This is a genomic window from Clostridium fungisolvens, assembly GCF_014193895.1.
GTDB classification, from domain to species: domain Bacteria; phylum Bacillota; class Clostridia; order Clostridiales; family Clostridiaceae; genus Clostridium_AR; species Clostridium_AR fungisolvens.
The window spans coordinates 1,681,872-1,705,928 of the sequence record NZ_BLZR01000001.1 but is presented as its reverse complement, the minus strand read 5'-3'; the positions used below and the strand labels follow the sequence as shown (position 1 = coordinate 1,705,928).

Annotated in this window: 22 protein-coding genes and 2 rRNA genes; 10 read left to right on the top strand and 14 right to left on the bottom strand. The window is 32.2% G+C overall.

All coding sequences use genetic code 11. The features are described from left to right. Positions 1–485: 485 nt before the first annotated feature. The 5 genes from bsdtw1_RS07090 (at position 486) to bsdtw1_RS07070 (ending at position 4,643) form a co-directional block, all read left to right on the top strand. Positions 486–1,265 carry a MurR/RpiR family transcriptional regulator gene (locus bsdtw1_RS07090; protein WP_183276896.1) on the top strand — a complete coding sequence of 260 codons (780 nt, stop codon included), beginning with the start codon at positions 486–488 and terminating at the stop codon, positions 1,263–1,265. Between the two features lie 292 nt (positions 1,266–1,557). After that, complete coding sequence (locus bsdtw1_RS07085; protein ID WP_183276895.1) at positions 1,558–2,937, top strand: 6-phospho-beta-glucosidase; 1,380 nt, start codon at positions 1,558–1,560, stop codon at positions 2,935–2,937. Positions 2,938–3,311: 374 nt separating this feature from the next. Further along, complete coding sequence (locus bsdtw1_RS07080; protein WP_183276894.1) at positions 3,312–3,869, top strand: NUDIX hydrolase; 558 nt, start codon at positions 3,312–3,314, stop codon at positions 3,867–3,869. Between the two features lie 219 nt (positions 3,870–4,088). After that, on the top strand, positions 4,089–4,316 hold the full coding sequence (locus tag bsdtw1_RS07075) for a hypothetical protein (RefSeq protein ID WP_183276893.1): 228 nt from the start codon (positions 4,089–4,091) through the stop codon (positions 4,314–4,316). 90 nt (positions 4,317–4,406) lie between these two features. Continuing rightward, positions 4,407–4,643, top strand: coding sequence for a hypothetical protein (locus tag bsdtw1_RS07070; protein WP_183276892.1), 237 nt, complete (start codon positions 4,407–4,409; stop codon positions 4,641–4,643). Positions 4,644–4,825: 182 nt separating this feature from the next. Here the strand turns inward: bsdtw1_RS07070 and bsdtw1_RS07065 are convergent, their stop codons facing one another. The 5 genes from bsdtw1_RS07065 to bsdtw1_RS07045 form a co-directional block, all read right to left on the bottom strand. Further along, a complete protein-coding gene (locus bsdtw1_RS07065; protein ID WP_183276891.1) occupies positions 4,826–5,338 on the bottom strand; it encodes a transcription elongation factor GreAB in 513 nt (170 codons plus the stop codon). Positions 5,339–5,420: 82 nt separating this feature from the next. Further along, complete coding sequence (locus bsdtw1_RS07060; RefSeq protein WP_183276890.1) at positions 5,421–5,774, bottom strand: DUF3139 domain-containing protein; 354 nt, start codon at positions 5,772–5,774, stop codon at positions 5,421–5,423. A 53-nt stretch (positions 5,775–5,827) separates the two neighbouring features. Then, positions 5,828–6,331: an ATP-binding protein gene (locus tag bsdtw1_RS07055; RefSeq protein WP_183279753.1), complete on the bottom strand. Its 504-nt coding sequence runs from the start codon at positions 6,329–6,331 to the stop codon at positions 5,828–5,830. Positions 6,332–6,357: 26 nt separating this feature from the next. Continuing rightward, positions 6,358–7,182, bottom strand: coding sequence for a hypothetical protein (locus bsdtw1_RS07050; protein WP_183276889.1), 825 nt, complete (start codon positions 7,180–7,182; stop codon positions 6,358–6,360). A gap of 150 nt (positions 7,183–7,332) precedes the next feature. Beyond that, entirely contained in the window at positions 7,333–8,223 is an 891-nt protein-coding gene (locus bsdtw1_RS07045) for a class I SAM-dependent methyltransferase (protein ID WP_183276888.1), read from the bottom strand. 479 nt (positions 8,224–8,702) lie between these two features. Here bsdtw1_RS07045 and bsdtw1_RS07040 point away from each other — a divergent pair, with 479 nt between their 5' ends. From bsdtw1_RS07040 to bsdtw1_RS07025, 4 genes are all read left to right on the top strand, one after another. Continuing rightward, positions 8,703–9,191 (top strand): hypothetical protein, encoded by a 489-nt coding sequence (locus tag bsdtw1_RS07040; RefSeq protein WP_183276887.1) that lies wholly within the window; start codon positions 8,703–8,705, stop codon positions 9,189–9,191. A gap of 207 nt (positions 9,192–9,398) precedes the next feature. Beyond that, the gene (locus bsdtw1_RS07035; RefSeq protein ID WP_244638118.1) at positions 9,399–9,809 is read left to right on the top strand and encodes a GNAT family N-acetyltransferase; all 411 of its coding nucleotides are present in this window, start codon (positions 9,399–9,401) and stop codon (positions 9,807–9,809) included. A gap of 121 nt (positions 9,810–9,930) precedes the next feature. Further along, complete coding sequence (locus bsdtw1_RS07030) at positions 9,931–10,488, top strand: GNAT family N-acetyltransferase (protein ID WP_183276886.1); 558 nt, start codon at positions 9,931–9,933, stop codon at positions 10,486–10,488. 131 nt (positions 10,489–10,619) lie between these two features. After that, entirely contained in the window at positions 10,620–11,204 is a 585-nt protein-coding gene (locus bsdtw1_RS07025) for a hypothetical protein (protein WP_183276885.1), read from the top strand. A 19-nt stretch (positions 11,205–11,223) separates the two neighbouring features. Here bsdtw1_RS07025 and bsdtw1_RS07020 read toward each other — a convergent pair whose 3' ends face one another. Beyond that, positions 11,224–12,159, bottom strand: coding sequence for a DMT family transporter (locus tag bsdtw1_RS07020; protein ID WP_183276884.1), 936 nt, complete (start codon positions 12,157–12,159; stop codon positions 11,224–11,226). A gap of 349 nt (positions 12,160–12,508) precedes the next feature. Between bsdtw1_RS07020 and bsdtw1_RS07015 the strand changes: the two genes are divergently transcribed. After that, complete coding sequence (locus bsdtw1_RS07015) at positions 12,509–13,024, top strand: GNAT family N-acetyltransferase (RefSeq protein WP_183276883.1); 516 nt, start codon at positions 12,509–12,511, stop codon at positions 13,022–13,024. An 85-nt stretch (positions 13,025–13,109) separates the two neighbouring features. On the opposite strand, the gene bsdtw1_RS07010 is transcribed toward bsdtw1_RS07015, so the two are convergent. The 8 genes from bsdtw1_RS07010 to bsdtw1_RS06975 form a co-directional block, all read right to left on the bottom strand. Continuing rightward, positions 13,110–13,937, bottom strand: a complete 828-nt coding sequence (locus bsdtw1_RS07010) for an MJ1433 family protein (protein ID WP_183276882.1) — start codon at positions 13,935–13,937, stop codon at positions 13,110–13,112. A gap of 410 nt (positions 13,938–14,347) precedes the next feature. Further along, complete coding sequence (locus bsdtw1_RS07005) at positions 14,348–14,776, bottom strand: YfjL-like protein (RefSeq protein ID WP_183276881.1); 429 nt, start codon at positions 14,774–14,776, stop codon at positions 14,348–14,350. A 147-nt stretch (positions 14,777–14,923) separates the two neighbouring features. Next, positions 14,924–15,304 (bottom strand): DUF6262 family protein, encoded by a 381-nt coding sequence (locus bsdtw1_RS07000; RefSeq protein ID WP_183276880.1) that lies wholly within the window; start codon positions 15,302–15,304, stop codon positions 14,924–14,926. Next, positions 15,305–17,407 (bottom strand): tyrosine-type recombinase/integrase, encoded by a 2,103-nt coding sequence (locus bsdtw1_RS06995; protein WP_183276879.1) that lies wholly within the window; start codon positions 17,405–17,407, stop codon positions 15,305–15,307. Next, entirely contained in the window at positions 17,400–18,530 is a 1,131-nt protein-coding gene (locus bsdtw1_RS06990) for a tyrosine-type recombinase/integrase (protein ID WP_183276878.1), read from the bottom strand. Before bsdtw1_RS06990 ends, bsdtw1_RS06995 begins: the two co-directional genes overlap by 8 nt. A gap of 243 nt (positions 18,531–18,773) precedes the next feature. Then, positions 18,774–19,775 carry a rod shape-determining protein gene (locus tag bsdtw1_RS06985; protein WP_183276877.1) on the bottom strand — a complete coding sequence of 334 codons (1,002 nt, stop codon included), beginning with the start codon at positions 19,773–19,775 and terminating at the stop codon, positions 18,774–18,776. A gap of 809 nt (positions 19,776–20,584) precedes the next feature. After that, positions 20,585–20,702 (bottom strand): 5S ribosomal RNA (gene rrf, locus bsdtw1_RS06980). Positions 20,703–20,759: 57 nt separating this feature from the next. Then, positions 20,760–23,665 (bottom strand): 23S ribosomal RNA (locus bsdtw1_RS06975). Between the last annotated feature and the right edge of the window lie 392 nt (positions 23,666–24,057).

The following is a 24,057-nucleotide window of genomic DNA, read 5'->3' as shown; positions in this document are numbered from 1 at the left end:
AATATGCCCTGAGAACAATTTAATTATGCATTTTTTTAATATTTCTCCATATTTCTAAGTATTTCACTAATTGATACACTTGGAAGTGTTTTCCCCAAATAATCTATTTTTTTAAGACGTAGATGTAAATGACTGTACATTTTTGAAACAAAAGTTACTTAACCTCTACATGAATTCTCCAATAAAAGTTATTTTTTAGATTTAATAATAATGTTAAGTACATTAAACTCTAAATAAAGATTTAGATGATTCTACGAATCTTTATTTGGATAAATTCTAATATGAGTTAGTTTACCTATATTTCTATTTCATTGATAATACAATTTAAATTTATTTCTAAGAAAGATATCTTAAAAACTCATACTTATGTTAAGGAATTACTTTCTAATAACTTAATTGAACCTTATATTCTTTAAATGCACGTATTAATACTTTACTTACTTTTCAACAAGAATATGGTAACATATATATGGGGGTGCAGATAAATGCCTAGTATTATTATCTTATTATTAAATGTAATAAACACATTAGATGAAGATTCAGTAAATTTTAAAATTGCTAATTACCTTCTATTAAATATAAATAGCCTAGAAGATTTTTCGATGTCCACTATTGCAAAAAACTGCAATGTTTCTAAGGCTACTGTAAGTAGATTTTGCAAACAGATCGGTGTTGACAACTTTTATGAGTTTAAGTTTATTTGTCAGAATAGAAGAACTGATGTAATAGACAAATATTATCCTATTGCTAGTTTAGAAAATAGTACAACTCAGTTTATAGATGAAACAATAAAAGCTCTTCAGCTAGTTAAAGAATCTCTTAATTCAAAAGTCTTGAATGAGCTAGTAGAAGACTTGATTAAATACGATAAGGTTGCTGCCTTTGGCCATATGCAGTCTGGAAATATAGCCGTATCTCTTCAGCATGACTTATTTTCAAATGGTAAGATGGTATATACACGAATGCCTTACATAGACCAGAAGCAGTTTATTGAAGCTGCAACCAAAGAAAACTTAATTATTATATTTTCAGCCTCAGGCACGTATTTTTCTAGATTATTTCAAAGAGATGGATTTTTTGATAAAAAGAATAAACCAAAGATATATATGATAACTACTTCTATGGTAAAAGTACCACCATCATTTGTAGATCACATAATCTCATTACCTAACAAATATGAATTGAGCTCATCAATGATATTACAGTGTTATGCAAACTTAATACCTCTAAAATATTTTGAGCGTGTACATAAAAAAAGCCTATAAATTAAAAAATTTATAGGTTTTCTTTATTGTATAAATACGCAAAAAAAGCATTCATATATCAATTATATTATATTGAGATAACTTCTCTAGCTTTTTCTTTTTTACCCTATCCTTCATTGATACAATACATAATAAATCCAACTATCAGCTAATTATCGTAAACAGCAATCTTCACCAATATATAACCTCTATCGTTTTCTTAATCTGAAAATCGTTTCACGAATTGAAACAATGTTGAAATGCTTTTGATTATTGTTTATTGTTTAAGTAGATTAGTTGAGGAGGTATTGAGATGGAAAAGAAACCAGTTAAAATCGTAACAATCGGTGGAGGTAGCAGCTATACTCCAGAATTAATGGAAGGTTTTATAAAGAGATATGAAGAACTCCCAATCAGAGAAATCTGGTTAGTTGATATTGAAGCAGGTAAAGAAAAGTTAGAAATAGTTGGTGCTATGGCACAACGTATGTGGGATGCTTCACCATATGATGTTAAAGTGCACTTAACTTTAGATAGAAGACAAGCATTAAAGGATGCAGATTTCGTTACTACTCAATTTAGAGTTGGATTACTAAATGCACGTATAAAGGATGAAAGAATCCCTTTCTCTTATGGAATGTTAGGACAAGAAACAAATGGTGCTGGAGGTATATTTAAAGCTTTCAGAACAATTCCTATAATACTTGACATAGTTAAAGATATGAAAGAATTATGCCCTAACGCATGGCTTGTTAACTTCACAAATCCAAGCGGTATGGTAACTGAAGCTGTTGTAAGATACGGAAAATGGGACAAGGTTATTGGACTTTGCAACGTGCCAGTTGGTGCTATGATGAAAGAACCAGAAATGCTTGGCGTAAAATTAGAAGATTTAACATATCAATTTGCAGGTCTAAACCACTTCCACTGGCATAAAGTAAGTGACAAGAATGGAAATGATGTTACTGCTCAAATAATTGATAAGATGTACAGCAATGATTCAGGTATCCCTGCAAACATTCATGATGTTCCATTTATCAGAGAACAATTAGAACAAATGAATTTAATACCATGTGGATATCATAGATACTATTACTTACAAGAAGAAATGTTAAAGCATGGCATAGAAGAATTTAACGGCGTTGGAACTCGTGGACAACAAGTTAAACAAACTGAAGCTGAACTTTTTGAATTATATAAAGACCCTAACTTAAACTACAAACCAGAACAATTGACTAAACGTGGTGGTACACACTACTCAGATGCAGCTTGTGAAACAATACTTTCTATCTATGCTGATAAGAAAGCTCATATCGTTGTTTCAACTAAAAATAATGGAGCTGTTCCTGATCTACCAGCTGACTGCGTAGTTGAAGTTTCTGCTTATATTTCAGGTAAAGGTGCTCTTCCAATAGCATTTGGACCATTAGAACCAGCACAACGTGGTTGGTTACAACTTATGAAGAATATGGAGCTTTGTGTATGTGAAGCTGCTGTAACTGGTGATTATGGACTTGCATTACAAGCCTTCATCTTAAATCCACAAATCCCTGGTGGTGCAACTGCTAAGCGTGTATTAGATGAATTATTAATCGCTCACAAGAAGCATTTACCTCAATTTGCTGAGAAGATAGCTGAACTTGAAAAGAATGGCGTAACTGTTAAAGACGAAGTTGCTGCTAACTTAGATTAATATCACAAGTAAATTTAGCCCTTAAAACTAGCTGAGTTAATAATATGCTCACTATTAAAAATATATAAACCCTAAATAGAAACTGCCAGCATAATTTTGCTGGCAGTTTTTATTTATAGGGTTCCTAGCTCACCTATTAATTTATACATGCTAAAATTCATAGGTGCGTGATTTTCGAACAAGTATAAATTAAGTTTCGATATATGAATCCTTTATTAGCTTCCAAGTAAACTCTAGGTTAAAGTTCATATATAGATTACCATTAATCTCAGCTTACATGGAATTAATTAGCTTTTAGCTAAATAATTATAAGTAGAAAAGTGATAATAGTAAAATATTATTGAATAATTAAAATGTAATGGAGAGTTGTATATATGCAAAACTTTAACTGGCAATTATTAGAATCTAAACATATCATTAAGGATAAATGGATTTCTTTAAGGGCTGATACATGTAAAATGCCAAATGGTAAGATTGTTACTCCATATTACGTATATGAATATCCAACATGGGTAAATGTTGTAGCAATAACTAAACAGAAAGAAGTTGTTTTAGTGGAACAATATCGTCATGGATGTCAAAAGACACTTTTAGAACTACCATCAGGTGGAATGGAACTTTCAGATAAATCTCCTCTTGAAACAATTAAGAGAGAATTGGCTGAGGAAACAGGTTATACAGGTGCAGAGTTTATTCATACATGTACTATGTCAGCTAATCCTGCAAATCATAATAACCTTACTTATTGTTTTCTCGCTTTGGACGTTGAGTTAACTAAAGATATTAATCTAGATGAAACAGAGCAAATAAGAGTTGTATTAAAACCCTTGGATGAAGTAATCAAAAGTCTTAAAAACAATGATTTTCTACAAGCACTACACGTTTCATCTTTATTTCATGCTTTCATGTATATAGATATAATAAAGATTTAAAACGAAATATGAAGCTAATACTACTTAACTGATAAAACAAAAATACAAAGAGTGTTCTTTGAGAATTGAATAATGCAGTTTATAGAATGATATTAAAACTTTCAAATAGCTATATATCACATGGAATAACTTGGTTATAGGTGGTATAATTACAAGTAATTAAGTCAGAGTGGCATAAGTATTTAAAAGATAATGCAACAAAGGAGGAATGAAAATATCATGAATAAATGGATAATCATTACTTTTATTGCTACTGTGTTAGGCCTAATTTTAATGTTAGTTTCATTCATAGAAATACGGAAAATATCAAAAAAATTAGATCAAATGGATGAAACGGAAATCGTTCCTGAAAATATAATGTTAAACCTTATCAAAAATCAAAAATTAGAGGTATTAGGAATATCAATAACTGCAATATCGGGGTTAATTCGTGTGTTTTTAAGATAATGTTATTATAAGTATAATGAAAGTTCGCAGTAGTAATTTATTACGAAACAAAAGGCTATATCAATTATGAACGTATAAGAGGGATTAATAATGAATTGGTATCACTTATTAAAAAACATTTCTATATTAGGTGGAATATGTTCCATATTCATAGCAATAGTAGGTTTTGTGTTGCTTTTATCGGCTTTAAAAAGTGCTAAATATGAAGGTAAACTTGTTAAAGAAACACCCTTGCTAAAGTACGCAGTAGTTCTGTCTACAGGAGTTATACTCACAATATTATTTCAAATTATTATTTTTATATTAAAATTTTTTGAAAGAACTTGATATTTTTAACTCACAATCTTCATATTTAACGTCACATAAAAAAAAAGAAGAATTACTTGAAACACTGCATTATTCAAAATTGAGTTTTGCGGTGTTTTTACGTCGTAAAGCAGGACTATTTTGTGTTATAAAAAGTCGCTGAAGTGATCCTACTTCAGCGACTTTTTTTGCGTATCTTAACTTTACTTTGCCTCTACCTTCTCAGATATTGTCTGAAAAATATTTGTAAAAACTACTTTAATATTATCTTCATTTTCAATATCGTTGTATAATCCATATCTCCAAGCTGTTATATTATCTCCATTACTTAATATGCCCGTAGCATATGTTAGATCTTTTGAATCTGCTGCATCCTCATATGATAGTTCTTCAAGGGTAAATGGTGGAAAGCTCTTTTTAGTCTGGATAAAAAAGAATGGAATGTTAGATTTTTTATATATCGAAGCATATTTTGCTTGTGCTGCCTCAGACAAGTTTTCTTTAGTTATAAAGATTGCATCATAATTAGAATCAAACTGCTCTTTTTCTAAATCAGAGAACTGAATTTTTGTGAACTTAACTTGTTTTTCACGAACCTTTGGTATTTCTCCTATTATTCCAATGCTTAAATTTCTTCCATCATAAGGCTTGGTCTTTATAGATTGAGGCTGCCTTACATTATAAGCTATTAGTACTATTAGGATAATGCATAGCAAAAGATAAACTGGTTTTTTCTTAATATTTAAAATCCCCCTCACTCCAATCAATATTATTTAGTTTTTTCTTACATTATTTAAGCTAATTTTCATGCTTGAAACTTTTATTATCTGGATTAGAGTTATCTACCATTGATCTAGAAGATATTTTTTTCTCGCCAGAATAATCATATACATATGTCACTGAAGGCTCGTCTTTAAAGGTAACCTTAATCACATATCCCCCATAACCAAGCATTTTACTGTCTAAACGATAATCAACAAATAAATCATAATCTCCATTTTTAATACCCTTTTCCGATAAATACTTTTCCATTGCGGCTTTAGCGTTAGTAATTTTTTCAGGCCTTTGATTTTCAAAACTCTTTATTTTATAAATATAAAAACCTGCAAACAAAACTATAATAATGGTGATTATAGCAATAACCTTTTTCATGATTCTCCCCATAATAACTAATTTGATCTATCATTAAGTTACTTATTTTATTACTAAATGGTAATCTTATTATATATTATCTCTGCTGCCTCTTTTGCTGAAATATTGCTAACATCTATCTTTTCAGTATCCATATTATGATAGCACTGCAATCTTGGCACAGTTCTCTCAATAACATCTTCTCTACGTATCCCCTGCTTTATATCTTCTTTAATTCTTGCTATTAGTGCTTCCTCTGAACATATTATTGAGAACTTATACTCCTTACAATCCCTTGTATCTAATCTTGATAATATTTCATCAATAATGCTTTGTTCATGCATAACCCAGCAAAAGATAATATTTTCATACTCAGAGCATGCAATAAAATTATTTAACATATAGGTTATATTATCAATAACCATCTTCTTAGTTTCCTCTGTGACAATAAAAGGTGACATATCCCAGCACCAATCACCATCAAGAAAAATAGATTTAGGTAACAACTTTTGCAGAATCTTACTTGTTGTCGTCTTTCCTACTCCCATGGTTCCATTTATAAAAATTAGGTTCTTCATCATAAGAGCCACCTCCTTTTTACACATTATTTTATATATTCACTCCAAATTTCCATAAATAGCTTAAGTCTACTGACATAACTAGTGTCGAACTTAATTTCTAATTCATCATAACTAAATACTGCTTCATATAAAAGTTCAGCAATATGATTATAGGTTTCATCATTATGGATTTTAAACTCATTTATATATGTCGTTTCTACTTTTAAATACTCTAGCTTCTCTGAATATCCATATCTATGAAAGTTCGTATTATACTGGTTGTCTCTAATAATCATTTGAGTTACTAGACCTTCCATAATAAGCATATGAGCTAAATGTGAGGAGATTAAATAGTCCTTCCTCATCAATTTACCTAAAGCTTGCACTGCGACAAACCAAAACCAATCTGCTTTTTCAAAATCATATTTGCATGATAACTTTCCATTATCCTCAATGGATGTTTGTGTATATTTCAATAGCTTAGCAGTTTCATCACACCTGCAAAAACAGGAAAAGTCAATTCGTATACCGTTATTAAGACATATACGCATTCCTTCTTTATCTTCAACTCTTTTTTGAAATATGATGCCAAATATTCTATCTTGAATATCTAATCTGGAAAAATACTTCTTATAGATTGGAGTTTCATCATAATAATCATTAGGGTGTAGTCTTAAATAAACATTTATATCTACATCACTATATTTATCATGATAACATTGCTCTAAGCCCTTTTTGATATTTCGGTTATCATCCATAGATAAAATAAATACATCCTTTATTTGAACCTTTTCCACTTCTGGTAATATAAATAACACTGATAAAAAACTTCGAGCTTCCTGCTCCATTACTTCTTTGTTAATATTCATATTTTATATTCCTCCTTTAATTATCTTAAACTAAAGGATATTTCTTAATTTCCCCATATTTCTCATATAATTTGACCTCCTGAATTGATTTATTTAAATTAAAAACAGATAATTAAGTTTTCTTTTCTTATAACACATTTCTACAAAAATTTACTTTCTACCATAAGAAATCAATATACATGGTGCCTGAATTATAAAAGCACTGTCTTTATGCTCTCTTGCATAATTGCTAATCTTAATTTGTCCATCCACAAATTTCCCTGCCTCTTCTTCACTTAATCCTCTTTGTATAAATGTATTTATGAGATTTAACTTTTCGTGATTTGATATTTTTTCATCCCATCCCCAAGCTTTAACTATGGCATTATACTTTTTCTCATGTTCATCTTTATCACCAAATGGATTTATAAATTTTACACAGTCATTCATTCTAACTCCAACATCTCTTAGACCAAGCTGCTGCATCAAAACAGGTATTTTTATGCCAAATCTATAATCCCTTCCCCCATCTGATAGTTCTTTTTTAAACATTTTTCTATGTAACCTGGGAATATCCAGTTCTGTATAATCGAAACCTTCAAAATACTGACCTGCTTTTTCTATCTCCAGATCTCCTTCCATACATATCACTAATCCATCTTTGACAACTGATTGTATCATTTTCTCCAAAATATCTTTTGCACCTGGAATATGTCTTAAAACAGCCTGTGAAATTACAATATCGTACATTTCTATAGGTCTATACTCACTAAGATTTGCTTTAATAAATCTTGTAGAATAACCTGATCCATCAAAAATATTTTCTGCTTCAGTTAAAAGGATCTCGCTAAAATCAATTCCTGTATATGTACTTCCTTTAGGCAATATTGGAAGTAATAATAATCCAACATAACCAAATCCACATCCAAAGTCTAATATATTAACCGGCTTATTTATCTTCCAAACCTTCTCTACCAAAAACTCAATATAGTCAGCATTACACCATCCAGTTCGAATTGCTTTTAAGAAATCAAGCTTCTCATTCCATAAAGTTTCACTCATAACATTATCCCCTATTAATAATATGACTTTTCAAATTCATAAACTTACCATATACAGATTATAACATTTCATTCCACATATTGTATATTTATTAGTTTTATATCGCTTATTACTAAAGGGTTCCATTACGAAAACTTACGTTATGCATGTTTGATAATCGTGGCATCTGGGGATTATCAAACATGCATAACTTAATAGTTGCGTCAGGAACTCAATAGAAAAAATTTTATGTCCGTTTATATTATTTTAGTTATTAAACTTAAAATTTATATATTCTCTCACTGGAAAAAATGAGTTTTTTTAACGGCTTACTATTAGACTGTCGAAACTTTAAAACATAGATGAGTTTTGAAGATTGCTTTTAGTGTTAACTGGTATGACTTTGTATAATTTGTAACTGGAATATACTTGAAGCCTTTATGGAAATGATTTAGAATTATTGTAAAATATTTGTTAATAAAAAAAATGGGGATGATATTTTGAACTTAAAATCTTTTATTTTTGTTCTTTTTTCTTTAGCTATGTTATTAGTTACTGGATGTTCTAAACCTATAAATAAAGAAACTTTAAAACCATTTAGCGACATCCAAGTTAGCTCAACTAAAAGAGTAGAATTTGATAACATGACAATCACCAGTGCTCAAAAAGAATCAGGTAGAAGTAAAATGGTTATTAGGTCAGATGATATAACCAAAATAGCTGAATACCTAAAAACAATAGATTGTGTATCAGTGAATCAGAAGGAGAAAAAAGCTGATTTTATTATTGGCTTTATGGACAACGAAGAGCAATCTAACAATTCTATACGCTCAATAGTTTTTTCTAAAAATCAAATCTATGTATACAAAAATAGCGGTACTGAAACCACTGAGTTATGTTACACACCTGTAGATAATAAAGTTGTTGAGAAGTTAAAAAGTTTATATAGTTCTATGAATTATGAAGAAGAACTTCTTATGAAGAAATAAATTAGTTTATTTCTTCTGCGTAAAATACCACTTACTTCATAATAACTTATCCAATATTATATATATTCCGTTTCATTATTAAAAAGTGTACTAATAATTATTTCAACTTTTATTGATAATTATTTAATTAATACAATTTGTTCGGAACTAATATATCTATATAAAAACCATTAGCCCAGAATATTTTTATAAAGGATGTGATAATAAATGATTAATATAGACTATGCAAATGAGGCAGAAATTCAATATATTATTGTCAATGATAAACATGTTTCTAATGAACTAATAGAGATGAAAATTAAATCTAAGGAGATTTTGTTAGTAAAAGATAAAGAAAATAAAATACTTGGATGGTTAAGATTCAATTACTTTTGGGACAACACTCCCTTTATGAATATGCTTTATATTGATGAAGCCTATAGAGGTAAAGGGTTTGGAACAGCTTTAGTTCGTTTTTGGGAAGTTGAAATGAAAGCTAAAGGCTATGAATTAGTTATGACCTCTACTTTATCAAATGAACTAGCTCAGCATTTTTATAGAAAACTAGGCTATAAAGATGCAGGAAGCTTATTACTAGAAAATGAGCCTTTAGAAATTATATTTACAAAAAATATATAAATAAAGGATTATTAATGCTATAAAGCAAATTGAGAAAACACATTAACATTCTAAAATAATTGACTAAAAATATAGACTTGCTTTAAAAGCTTAAGCAAATACGTAAAAGGAGTAAATTTTTATGACATTACAAAATATATACACCAATTGTCCAATATATAAAGGTAGTTTTATTTCACTAAGGCAAACAAAATTAGAAGATACAGAAGGTTTATTAAACTGCTATTCTGACGAAAAAGCAGTACCTTTCTTTAATTCTGATAATTGTAATGGGGATAATTTTCACTATACAACTAAGGAAAGAATGAGACAAGCAATTGAATTTTGGAACTTTTCATATATTCACAAGTATTTTATAAGATGGACAATAATTTTAAATGATACTAATGAAAAGCTTGGAACTATTGAAATGTTTCATAGAATTGCAGACGATGAATTTAATCATTATGGTCTTTTGCGAATAGATTTACAAAGCCACTATGAAACTGAACCAATAATTAGCGATATATTACAGATTGCAAACAATAACTTTTTTGATGCTTTTGATGTTAAAGCAATTCTTACAAAAGCCATTCCAGCTGCCAGTGAAAGAATTTTAGCATTAACAAATCAGGGATATTACCCACTAGGCCGTAAATTCATGATATATGATGACTATTATATGCTAGAGAAAAAATAGGCTTCAGCTTGTTGCATAAATTATATCTATGATTATAAAGGCGTGTAACTTGTTTATGAAAGTCTTCAAGAATGCGATTATATAGTGATAAATTTAGAAATCAAAAACTTATAAAGGAGAATACACCGATAATGGATATTTTAAAAAAAATAAAAAAAGCACAAAAAGTTTTATTTTTGGCTTTTTTAATCCTTATAATTGCGGTTATATCTTATTTTAACAGTAAACTAGTATGGCACACAAATGCTAAGTCATATATTGAGAAGTCATATGGGAAAGCAATGACAACAAGAGTAGATACTGAATATCAATACAATGGGAAAAAGTATAAGATTATTTTCAGTACATCGCAAAATAAAAAGGATGAACTTTATCTGCAATGTTTTGAAGAAAAATTCAACGGACTTTTTTACAAACCAACTTATGGAGCAGCTCAGGGAAATAGCACTTCACTTAATGGAGTTACCTGTCATTTTATTGATGGATCTACAGATGACAAATTCCTTGTATTTTATGGATATAACAAAAACCTTCAAGCTAGCAATTTAAGTGTTGAAAAAACTGATAAAGCTCATTGGATTACACAAGACATATCAAAACAAGAATACTTTTTATATACTTACACCAACGTTATATATCCAGTAACAATATTTAAAGATTCACAAGATAATGATATTACTAATAATTTTATCAATCAAGATGGCAGTTATAATTAGATTTAATTTACCTACATGTCTATGATTCAACAAGGCTATTCAAAATCATACCAATAACTACTAAAGCTATTCCTATCAAATCAGTAGTTGTTGGTATTTTATCGTGAAATAAAAATATACCTCCTAATAGGGTAAATATTACTTCTCCAGATTGAGTTGATTCTACAACTGCTAATTTATGTGGATTCTCACTTACCATATCAGTTGCCTTGAAAAATAATGTTGTTGCTATAATTCCCGAAAACACTGCTACTATTAAGGATTGAACAACTTGTCCTTCACTTGGAAAACCAACATTAAACAAGCCACATGTTGCGAGGACTATCCAAAATGGCATACTACACAGTGTCATACCAAATATTCTTTGAAGAGTACTGAACTGATTATTGCTAACTTCTATCATCTTTCGATTTCCAAGTGGGTAAGCAAAGGCACCTATGATTACAGGTATAGTTCCAATTAAAGCCTTTGATACCGATATACTTTTTGCATGTTGAAACTGCATTAAAAATATACCTATTAAAATTATAGAAGACATTATCAAGGATTTTCTAGGAATCTTGTTTCTTACTTTGATAACCCCATCTTCAGTTTGTACTTTTTTATAAAACATCGGAGTCAAAAGTGCACCTGCAATTATTGTAATTTGCCATGTTCCCGCTACAAGCCATGAAGCACCATACTCTGACGCAAAAGTTAAAGGAGCATAAAACACACCGAACCCTATCGTACTCCATAACATCCACTTGCCAGGTCTTCTTGATATATCTTTTATCACAGGAGTCAGTTGATTTTGCACAAGCATTATCAGCGTAAGCATTGGCAGCATAAAAATATATCTGAGAGAAGAACTCCAAACCCAGCTCCCACCTGAAACACTCATTTGCTGATTAAATATAAAAGCAGATGCAAAAAATAGCGAAGAAGCTATTCCAAATATAAATGCTTTTCTCATATTATATCTCTCCTTCCAATATAGCATTCCATTTTCATATGCTATATTGTTCATTATATAATTTACTTAACAAAGATATTGCGCTATTTCAAAATATAATATTCTACTTAAGATAACCTTAATTTATATGTAAAATATTTGAAGTTGCACAATCATTTGTTATATAATAACTTAATAAACACTTACAAAGCAAGCAAATTAGGTACTCTCTAATCCTTAAGATTTGCTGTTTTATAATTAATTTCAAAGGAGTGATTTCATATGAAGTTTAACAGTTCAACTATGGTATATATAATCAGGAGGGGAACTATACTCTAGCCCTCCGAAAATTAATTGGAGGAATATTTTAATGTATTTAAGTAGTAAAGAGATAATAATAAGACATGCAACTATATCAGATGTACAAACACTTTGTAAATGGTGGGCCGACGGTGAGGTAATGGCTCATGCAGGATTTCCAAACGGTATTTATACGGATTCAGATAAATTAATGGATAGCATAAGAAATGAAACTGACTCTGCAAGAAGGCTAATAATTGAGATTGATAATAAATGTGTTGGTGAAATGAACTATGCTATAAAAGATAAGGTTGCAGAAATAGGAATTAAAATATGTGACTTTACTTATCAAGAAAAAGGCTATGGCACTAAAGCTTTAAAAATGCTAATAGTATATTTATTTGATGATTTAAAGGTTGAAAAAATTATTCTAGATACAAATATTAATAATACAAGAGCTCAGCATGTGTACGAAAAGCTGGGATTTAAAAGGATTGCTACGAGAATTAATTCCTTTAAAAATCAACTTGGAGTATTTCAGTCTAGCATTGACTATGAGCTAATTAAGGAAGATGTCTTAATATAATTTAATATAATACTAATAAATTTATGCTTTCACCATTTAAAACAGGCAGTCCACTTTAAACTGAAGTTTGGACTGCCTGTATACTTTAGTTTTTATTCAATACTACTTGTTTTGTAAATGGATTCTTCCTAACAGCCAAAGAATATAAGAATGGGTATTCTCTTTTTAAGTGACTCATATAGTATATCCACTCAACTATCATCTGCTTATAACATCTTTTAATATCTCCTGACAGATGCACTAAATCTTCATTAGGAATATTATTAAGATCTTCTCTGTACGAAAGTTCATCGTAGATATGATATAAGGCCCACAGCATATCAGTAAAGGAATTATGCTCTAGAAGAGTTTGATTCTCAAACATAGAAAGTATGTTTTGCTTATTACTGAATATAAACTCTTTTAGTTCATTTAAATCTCCTGATTTACTATCAATTATAATCTCAGTCTCTTTGAAGTCTTTTACTATTTTTTGAAAATCCTTATCTGACCATCCATTTCCAATCCTAAGCTTTTCACTAATTTCCTTAAAATTCGAATTAAAACATGCCATATTGCTTATGGCTTTTACTCCTGTTTCAGTGAAAAATGCACCTATTACCACACTTATCTTTTTAAGGTTGTTCTGTTTTTCTTTAGTTTTAACAATCTGGTCAATCAATACCGTAACAATAATAACCTGCAGTGGTACAAAGGCCAAATCTTGTAATAGGTAAAATCCAGTGTCTCTTTGGTCATGAAATATAAAAATTTGAATAAAGTAAAATGATACCGAAATACAAAGCAGTAAAACCACTAACAAAATATTTTTATATAACTTCTTTATATTAATCCCCCCACAAACTTTTAATAAATTAGTGCATCCCCGTGAGTATTTTATCATATTTACTGCATCAATGGCAATTTTGTCCAAGCTTACTTTTTCATAACTCTATAAGAATAATTTAATTTAACTATATGCTGTTATTATTTTTTACATAAAAAATCTCTGAAGTAAGCTTTTTTTGCGCATCTATTTTTCCGAATGTATATACAAAAAATTTGGCAAGCAAGTAAGATTCATTTTTTACTATATATCAATAAAGACCTTTTAAATCCATTGAAATATGCAGGTTTAGGTAATTCAAAAACTTTATACTTTCATAGATAGTAAAGATAGTAGTCTAAATTTTTATCAAGAGTAACTTTATAAAAACTTATAAAAAATAATATTTATAACATAATATACATGTGTATTATGTTATGTTATAAAGTCCAACAAGTTTATTTGTTGGACTTTTTTCGTAATCTAAGAATAATAAGAACTATCGATGATAAAGCCTTCTACCTAAATCTTGATTTTCTCATTCTCAATAATGTACTGTTAAAATAGCATAGTAATCCTATAAATATCCCTATTATCCCAACAGAAATAAAGAATACTGACGAAGGGTATCTGATTATACGCTTTGGATATACGTAATTGGGCAGCATGTCTTGATATTTTACACCCAGCTCATCGACTGTAGCAAGATACATGGTTCCAGTATTTTTATCAAGCATGGATACGTCATATCCTGAATTTTCAAGGTTATAATGCAAGTTACCTAATTTGAGCTCCATCCCGTTAGTATTCTCTTTGACAAAGTTGTTAATATTCATTGTTGCCATAGTCTTTCCAACTGGGTTTCCCCAAATTGCAGAGATAACTAATCCAATAAATCCAAAGAGAAATAAAAACAGAGAAATTTTTCCCATATATTTTGTTTTCATAAGGAGCACTCCTTTAATATAATTTGTTGACTCTTTTATGCCAAACTTAAATGTGTACATCAGTTTTTTTGTTGTCTCTGTTATCCTTCGCCATTTTTACAATTACGATGTGATTATTCGCTTTATTATACCATAAATTTCATAATATTATAATTGATTGTAAATATCTGCGTAGTTAATTTTAAGCTGCTCTTTAAGTTCTTTGTTTTCTTCTTCGAGTCTTTTGATTTTTCTTTTCAAGCTTGCTATAATAGCGTCCTTATTATTATCATCCATTTCTCTTTTAACTTGTGATGGAGTAGGCACTTGCGATTGCTGATGTCTAAGATTTTCTATACGTTCTCTAATCTCTTTATTATCGTATAGTGTTTTTTTAGTAACTCCACTTTCACTTGCAACACTATTAAAGTTAATAGTTTTTCGAGCTTTTATAAGCCTTTGAATTGCTTTATCAACCTTTTCTTGAGTTAGAGCCTTACGTTTGCCATGCAACTCCTTTAAATGCTCTAAACGGTTATATTTGCTCACTTAGTCCACCGTCTTTTTTAACTTATCTAATCTACTGTAAATCATACTTCCTTGTGATATTTTAGAGTAAATATCTTCATACAATTGAAGCAATTCTTCATTTTCACTTACCATTTCAGTTCTGTTATATATTTTGGCATTTTCAATCATTGTTTTAGTAGAGTTTATTAGTATCTCATACTTAGTAGTATCTCCTTCAAATGCCCCAACACATAAATCTTTGCAAGGATTTCCGTTATTACAAGTTAAGCAAGGTGGTTGTTTTGCAAAGCTACATTTGCCGTTTTTTCTTTGCATACAAGTCCCATAAGGCGTGTCAAGGGCATTTAACTTGTGGTTTGTATATAGCATATCTATAATGTCAGATGGTATTTCACCATCATTTTCTTCTCTTAATTTATCACCTTCATCAAAACTAAATATTCCTTGATTAACTGCTTTATCAAACACTTTTCTTTTAGTATCATCAAGCAACTTAGCATATCTCATAGTCATTTCAGGCGAAGCGTGAGCCAGTAATTCCTGAACTGTTAGTATATCAGCACCACCATTCAGCATTTTTATAGCATAAGTATGTCTAAAAGAGTGATTTTTAAAGTGATATCTACTTCCAATTTCATCAGTTATATTGCAATCCATTGCTAATAAATTAAGATTGTCTCGAATCCATTCTTGACTATAAGGCTTGCCTTTTCGAGAACCTTTGTATCGAACAAATATATAATTTTCTGGGTTATTATCTTCATTACTATATTTTCTGGCAGTATCAACCAATACTGCTAACATATTAGCAAGTTCATCATCAATAGGTATTCTATGACCTTCTACATAAGTCTTTTCAATATCTGCTTCAATCCAAAACTTATTATTTAGTTTGACTAAACAGTCTTGTTTTAAACCTAAAACATCTGATATCCTAAGTCCAGTTTTAAACATGATATAAACTACTGGAATAACTTCTTTATGAAGGTTATTTATATTATCAAACAGTTGTTCCAATACAAAATCTGGGACATAATCTATTTGGTCATTTGATTTTTTAGATACTTTAGGTTTGTCTTCTGGAAATATTAAGGTTCTAATATTTTTTATTGGAGCAATACCGTATTCTCTTATTTGAATATCTAATAAAAACTTTTGAAGTACGTGCAATGACCATGATATGTATAGCTTAGGGTTAGCATTTTTCTTAGTTAAATTTTCTTTAGCATAAATATTTAACCATTCTATATATTGCAGTATATGTCGTCTTTCTAAACCTTTTAAGTCATTCCAATTAGGTTCTAATGTACATATATAATTAATAAAATGTGGTATTACTTTTAAATAATTTAGTGCTGTGTTCCAAGAAAACTTATTGTTAATTATTAATCTTTGATTTATATATTTTTTTACTTCTTCTTTTATTTTTAAATTTTTTATTTTGCCAAAGTTTATATAATATAATTTACTTGATTGTACATAAGTTATTCCATATTGTTGTAAATTTCTAACGTCCCATTTATCTTTTCCCCATTCTTCTCGTTCATCAGTTAAAGTAATAAAGTAAGTTATTATAACTTCTAAAAAATTAGCAGTAGGGGTTTTGCATTTATAATTCTTATCAAGCGACTTTGAGGTCGAGATAGTTTTTATATTTTTACTATTTAACCAATCTAACCATTGAATGTTTGATTTTTCTAAATCTAATTCTTTGAATGAATTTATATTAGGATACTTATCATTTATAAATTGTGATAATCGTTTTATAAATTGATTTTGACTTAATAAGCTTGGTTGTAATCCCCACTCATCAGAGAATAGCTTATTATATACTATAAACTTCATTTCCTTATTTACATTCTTATTATTAAATGGGAAAGAGATATTCTTGTTTGAATACTTATAGCTTTCAACTTGTTTCTTAAATTGTCCTACCTCACTAAAGAAATCTATATGCCATTTATCATTTTCTAAAAAATAGGTTGTTGATATTTCTGTATATGTTATTGATTTATCTTTATTAACTGTTTTTTCAGTATATTTAGATAGGGTTTCAGTTATTTTATCTTTAGGCTCAATTGTTGTATCATGTGTAAAAATGTTCACTATATTATTAGTCATTAGTATCTCCCTTACTTATTTGAAATGATGGTTGCGCTATTTCCCAATTTGCCCTTATATCTTCATCAGAAGGGTGTAAATACATATTCATAGTAGTTTGTATCTGTGAGTGTCCTAAACGCTCTTGTACTTGCTTTATATCCTTTGTGGCTTGATAATATATGGTTGCATGAGTATGTCTTAAAAGATGAGCATGAACGTCTATACCAGTTTTCTTTTTAAGTCTTTTAAATAAGTCACTAACATCTGAATATTCTAAAGGCTGACCTTTATTTTCACCTCTTAGTTTTACAAATACAAAGTTGGTATCTATCTCTAATTCATCTAAAATATCGTAAGCATAGTCATCAAACAAGTCTATTAACTCTTGTGATATATGTATCTCTCTTTCTCCTGTTTTCAATCTCGCTCCATTAGGAAGTTCCCCTCTATCAACTAACTTAATCCTATGACCTTTACTATGGTCAACTATAATATCCTCTATAAACAAAGATAAGGCTTCGCCGATTCGGAGTCCAGTTTCAAACAACAATTTTATTAAAAATTCATCTCTGATATTAGTTGTAGCATTGTAGACCTTTTGCATTTCTTCTTTTGTAAGAACTTTAATTTTACGCCTTGGTTCTTTAATTTTTAATATATTCTTACTTGAAGGCTTGTCTTTATTTACATGGTATAAGAAGTCTTTAAAGTGTGTATGACCGCCTGTAAATACTTGTTTCATAAGTTTATCAACCATATCATTGTTTATTTCTTCTGTCCTATATAAATAATCATAAAAGTTAGTAACAACTGTTATTGTTAAATTAACTGTTTTTTCAGTTCTCTTTGCTTTAGTTGGTTTTATATTAAACACCTTATTACTCTCATATGGGTTTCTAAGCCAACCCACAAAATCAGATAGTATATTTAAATTAACATTTCTGTAATCCACATTTATTTCTTGTAAGTATTCAAAATATAGTTTTAAGGAGTAGCAGTAGGTCTTTTGAGTATTAAAGCTCTTTTCGCTATTATCTATATACTTCAAATATTTTGCTACTGGTATTATTGGCAACCCTTTATCATCAACCAGTAAATACCTTCTTTGGTTATTATCCAACTTTATCTCTTGTACTCTCAAAACCCTACACTCCTTCACATAATCTATACTTCTATTATACAAACATATATTCTCATATGATATAAGTATATTCTACCAACTACACTAACTTAGTAATCTCTGTTTAATTATTATAGTATATAAAAAAAGATATGGAATTAGTGCTTATATTACACTATCTATTCCATATCCATAATACTATATTTAAAAATTTAGACTACTATCTTCAAAAAAAGCAATTCAACAAATAAATCATTACTTAGATTAAATCTTGTCTATCATGTCTAAGCATTTTCCCGCACCACGAACTACACATTCAAGTGGGTTTTCTGCAATATGTACATGTATATGTGTTTCACTTTGTATTAATTCACTTAACCCTTTTAAAAGAGCCCCACCACCTGAAAGCATTATACCATTGTCCATTATATCTGCGGCAAGCTCTGGCGGAGTTTCTTCAATAGCAGCTTTAATTGCATCAATTATCAAATTAATCGGATTTTTCAGGGCTTCTCGTATTTGGCTATCTGCAACTATAATAGATTTTGGCAGACCTGTTACCAGATCTCTTCCTCTTACTTCCATACTCTTTTCTTCTTCACCACTTCTTGCATATACACAGCCTAACTCAATCTTAATATTTTCTGCAGTTCTTTCTCCTATCATCAGATTGAATTCTCTCTTTACATAATCAATAATTGTCTCATCTAGTTCATCTCCTGCAACTCTTAGGGTTTTACTTGTAACAATCCCTTGAAGTGATACAACTGCCACCTCAGTAGTTCCAGCACCTATGTCAATAATCATGCTTCCAATTGGTTCATCTACAGGAAGTCCAGATCCTATAGCTGCAGCTACTGCTTCTTCCACTAACATAATTTTACGAGCTCCAACCTGGCTTATTGCCTCATTGATAGCTCTCTTTTCTACTTCAGTAACTCCTGAAGGATGAGAAATAGTGATTCTAGAACTTTTAAGAGCTCTTTTATCATTAACTTTTTCAATAAACTTTTTCAGCATTTTTTGAGTCAAATCAAAATCCGCAATTGTACCGTCCTTTAACGGTCGAACAGCTTCTATACCTTCTGGGGTTCTTCCTATCATGTTTTTAGCATCTACCCCCACTGCTAACACTTGTCTACTTTTTTTATTTATAGCTACCACTGAAGGCTCAACTAATAAAATACCTTTTCCTTTTACGTATAATAGTGTATTTGATGTTCCCAAATCTATTCCTATATCTCTAGTCTTCGTAAAAAATCCCATCAAAACTTCCCCCTTAAACTTGTAATACAATTCCTCTTTAGTTAGATTTACTGCAAAATTTATGGAAGTACCAATATATATTTTCCATAATGTGTGCAACTGCAAACTTTTTTACAGTATATACCTTGATTTACTCCCTTTTCAATGCATAAATCATGGGTATATATCCTTAATTTTCATAAAAAATATTATTTTGTATTTACTATAATAATTTCTCAAGCTTAAAATTCACTATACTTTTATAGTTTTTAAAATATTATCAATCTGACCCCTTTAAACATAAAATCTTTTCCGTATATATCTATGAGGATCGTATCATCACAGTAGTATAAAAAGCTTTTATAAAATAATGCTTTTATTCTAACTCTTATATACGATCTACGGTTATGTACTCCCAAGAATTATATATTTTATTTTAATTGGTTCTTAAGTGTATAAAAAATTCTTTGAGTTATCTTAAGAACCGAAATTAAACACCACTTCTATAATCCCTCTACCTATAGAAGTGGGCCCTTTTTCACTCTACTAAGGCTGGTAAGTTTTATTTTTTACTGTTATACTTTATAACTTCGTATTAGTTAACATCTTAAAACTATTTTTAAGTATCTACATCAGAATACAGTAGAATTTTAAAAATAGTTTTAGTTTAAATGTCTTTATCTTTTACTTTAGTAACCAATTTAAATATGTTTGCTACTTTAGCTTAAAATCTTTACATTGCGTAGCCAGTTTGTAAATTTTATAATTTTTTATGCAATAAAAAAGACTTCACATTTGTGAAGTCTTTTATGTATCGTAAGATACTGATTACCTAGCAACCACCTACTCTCCCACACAGTCGCCCATGCAGTACCATCAGCCGTCTAAGTCTTAACCTTCGTGTTCGGTATGGGTACGGGTGTAACCCTTAGACGCATCATTACTAGATCTTTGAAAGATTATTCTTTCAAAATTGCACTTAAGTTTACTTTGTAATAACTTGTATTGGTCAAGCCCTCGACCTATTAGTATCGGTCAGCTGAACATGTTACCATGCTTACACCTCCGACCTATCAACCTCGTGTTCTTCGAGGGGTCTTACTAGCTTACGCTATGGGAAATCTAATCTTGAGGTGGGCTTCACGCTTAGATGCTTTCAGCGTTTATCCCTTCCCGACGTAGCTACCCAGCTATGCTCCTGGCGGAACAACTGGTGCACCAGAGGTCAGTCCATCCCGGTCCTCTCGTACTAAGGACAGCTCCTCTCAAATTTCCTACGCCCGCGACGGATAGGGACCGAACTGTCTCACGACGTTCTGAACCCAGCTCGCGTGCCGCTTTAATGGGCGAACAGCCCAACCCTTGGGACCTACTTCAGCCCCAGGATGCGACGAGCCGACATCGAGGTGCCAAACCTCCCCGTCGATGTGGACTCTTGGGGGAGATCAGCCTGTTATCCCCGAGGTAGCTTTTATCCGTTGAGCGATGGCCCTCCCACGAGGTACCACCGGATCACTAAGCCCGACTTTCGTCCCTGCTCCACTTGTGGGTGTCGCAGTCAGGCTCCCTTCTGCCTTTGCACTCTACGAACGATTTCCGACCGTTCTGAGGGAACCTTTGGGCGCCTCCGTTACTTTTTTGGAGGCGACCGCCCCAGTCAAACTGCCCACCTAACAATGTCCCGTCACCAGCTTCATGGTGCCCGGTTAGAATCCCAGTACTGTCAGGGTGGTATCCCAAGGACGACTCCACATCCCCTAACGAGGATGCTTCCAAGTCTCCCACCTATCCTGTACAGACAATACCGAAACTCAATGCTAAGCTACAGTAAAGCTCTACGGGGTCTTTCCGTCCAATCGCGGGTAGCAAGCATCTTCACTTGCACTACAACTTCGCCGGATTTACAGTTGAGACAGTGCCCAAGTCATTACGCCATTCGTGCGGGTCAGAACTTACCTGACAAGGAATTTCGCTACCTTAGGACCGTTATAGTTACGGCCGCCGTTTACTGGGGCTTAAGTTCACCGCTTCGCGTTACCGCTAACGATTCCCCTTAACCTTCCAGCACCGGGCAGGCGTCAGCCCCTATACATCAGCTTTCGCTTTAGCAGAGACCTGTGTTTTTGCTAAACAGTTGCTTGGGCCTATTCTCTGCGACCTACTCTCGTAGGCACCCCTTCTCCCGAAGTTACGGGGTCAATTTGCCGAGTTCCTTAACTGTAATTCTTCCGCCGGCCTTAGGATTCTCTCCTCACCTACCTGTGTCGGTTTGCGGTACGGGTACTACATTTCTCCCTAGAAGCTTTTCTTGGCAGCGTAGAATCAAGTACTTCAGCCTAAAAGGCCTTCCCCATCACACCTCAGCTAATACAGGCGGATTTGCCTACCTGTATACCTAAGTGCTTAGACTAGCATCCAATAGCTAGCACACTCTATCTTCCTGCGTCACTCCATCGGTAATAACGATTTGCAGTAGTATCGGAATATCAACCGATTGTCCATCACCTACGCCTTTCGGCCTCGGCTTAGGTCCCGACTAACCCTCAGCGGACGAGCCTTCCTGAGGAAACCTTAGGTTTTCGGCCACTAGGATTCTCACCTAGTTCTCGCTACTGATGCCAACATACTCACTCGTAATCAGTCCACCGCTCCTTACGGTACGACTTCAGCCCGATTACGACGCTCCCCTACCCCAGCAGATAAATCTGCTAGCCGTAGCTTCGGTGATAAGTTTGAGCCCCGAACATCTTCGGCGCAGGATCTCTCGACTAGTGAGCTATTACGCACTCTTTTAATGAGTGGCTGCTTCTAAGCCAACATCCTAGTTGTCTTAGAAATCCCACATCCTTTTCCACTTAACTTATACTTTGGGACCTTAGCTGACGATCTGGGCTGTTTCCCTTTTGACTACGGATCTTATCATTCGCAGTCTGACTGCCGGACTAATACTATATGGCATTCGGAGTTTGATAAGGTTCGGTAAGCGATATGCCCCCTAGCCCATTCAGTGCTCTACCTCCATTAGTCATATCCGACGCTAGCCCTAAAGCTATTTCGGGGAGAACCAGCTATCTCCGAGTTCGATTGGAATTTCTCCGCTATCCACAGCTCATCCCATGGTTTTTCAACACCAACGTGGTTCGGTCCTCCACGAAGTTTTACCTTCGCTTCAACCTGGCCATGGATAGGTCACCCGGTTTCGGGTCTACGGCATGCAACTAGTCGCCCTATTCAGACTCGGTTTCCCTTCGGCTCCGTACCTTAAGTACTTAACCTCGCTACATACCGTAACTCGTTGGCTCGTTCTACAAAAAGCACATCATCACACACATATGGTGCTATGATCGGTTGTAGGCACACGGTTTCAGGTTCTATTTCACTCCCCTCCCGGGGTTCTTTTCACCTTTCCCTCACGGTACTTCTTCACTATCGGTCATCAAGTAGTATTTAGCCTTGGGAGGTGGTCCTCCCTGCTTCCCACAAGGTTTCACGTGTCTCGTGGTACTCTGGAGCAGAACTATGGTCTTCTTGTTTCACTTACAGGACTATTACCTTCTACGGTGTATCTTTCCAGATATCTTCAATTACAATAGCCACCAATGTTATGTTCTGTCCGCAACCCCAAAGATAAATCTTTGGTTTGGGCTCTTCCGATTTCGCTCGCCGCTACTGACGGAATCGATTTTTCTTTCTCTTCCTCTAGGTACTTAGATGTTTCAGTTCCCTAGGTTTACCCTCCTATAGCTATGTATTCACTATAGGATACGTAGGGTTACCTACGTGAGTTTCCTCATTCGGAGATCTTTGGATCACAGGCTATTTGCGCCTACCCAAAGCTTATCGCAGCTTGTCACGTCCTTCTTCGGCTCTTGATGCCAAGGCATTCACCATGCGCCCTTTGTAGCTTGACCTAATGTCGTGTCATTATAACCGGCGTATTACTTCGTCAGCTTCGTCACTGCGCTGCTCACTTGTTTGAAACAAGCTCTGCTGCTCGTTCGGTCGCTTCCTCGTACTACTTGGTTCTAATGCCACTCCTAATTTGCTCCGCAAATTACGGTTCTGCACTTAGAAAAGTACATTTCATAATTTGTTTTTGAACAAACCAGTCTACTGACTTGAATACTAGCGTGCATTCTTATCAGTCAATTTATTACAAAGAATAGTAAATATCTTTACTTTAACTTATGTGCAATTTTCAAAGAACAATCTGAGATACTTGGTATCTCAAAATTAAACAGAGAGAGATTCTAACCAGAATTCGTATATATTAAGCCTGAAATGCATCAGTACTTAATAATTT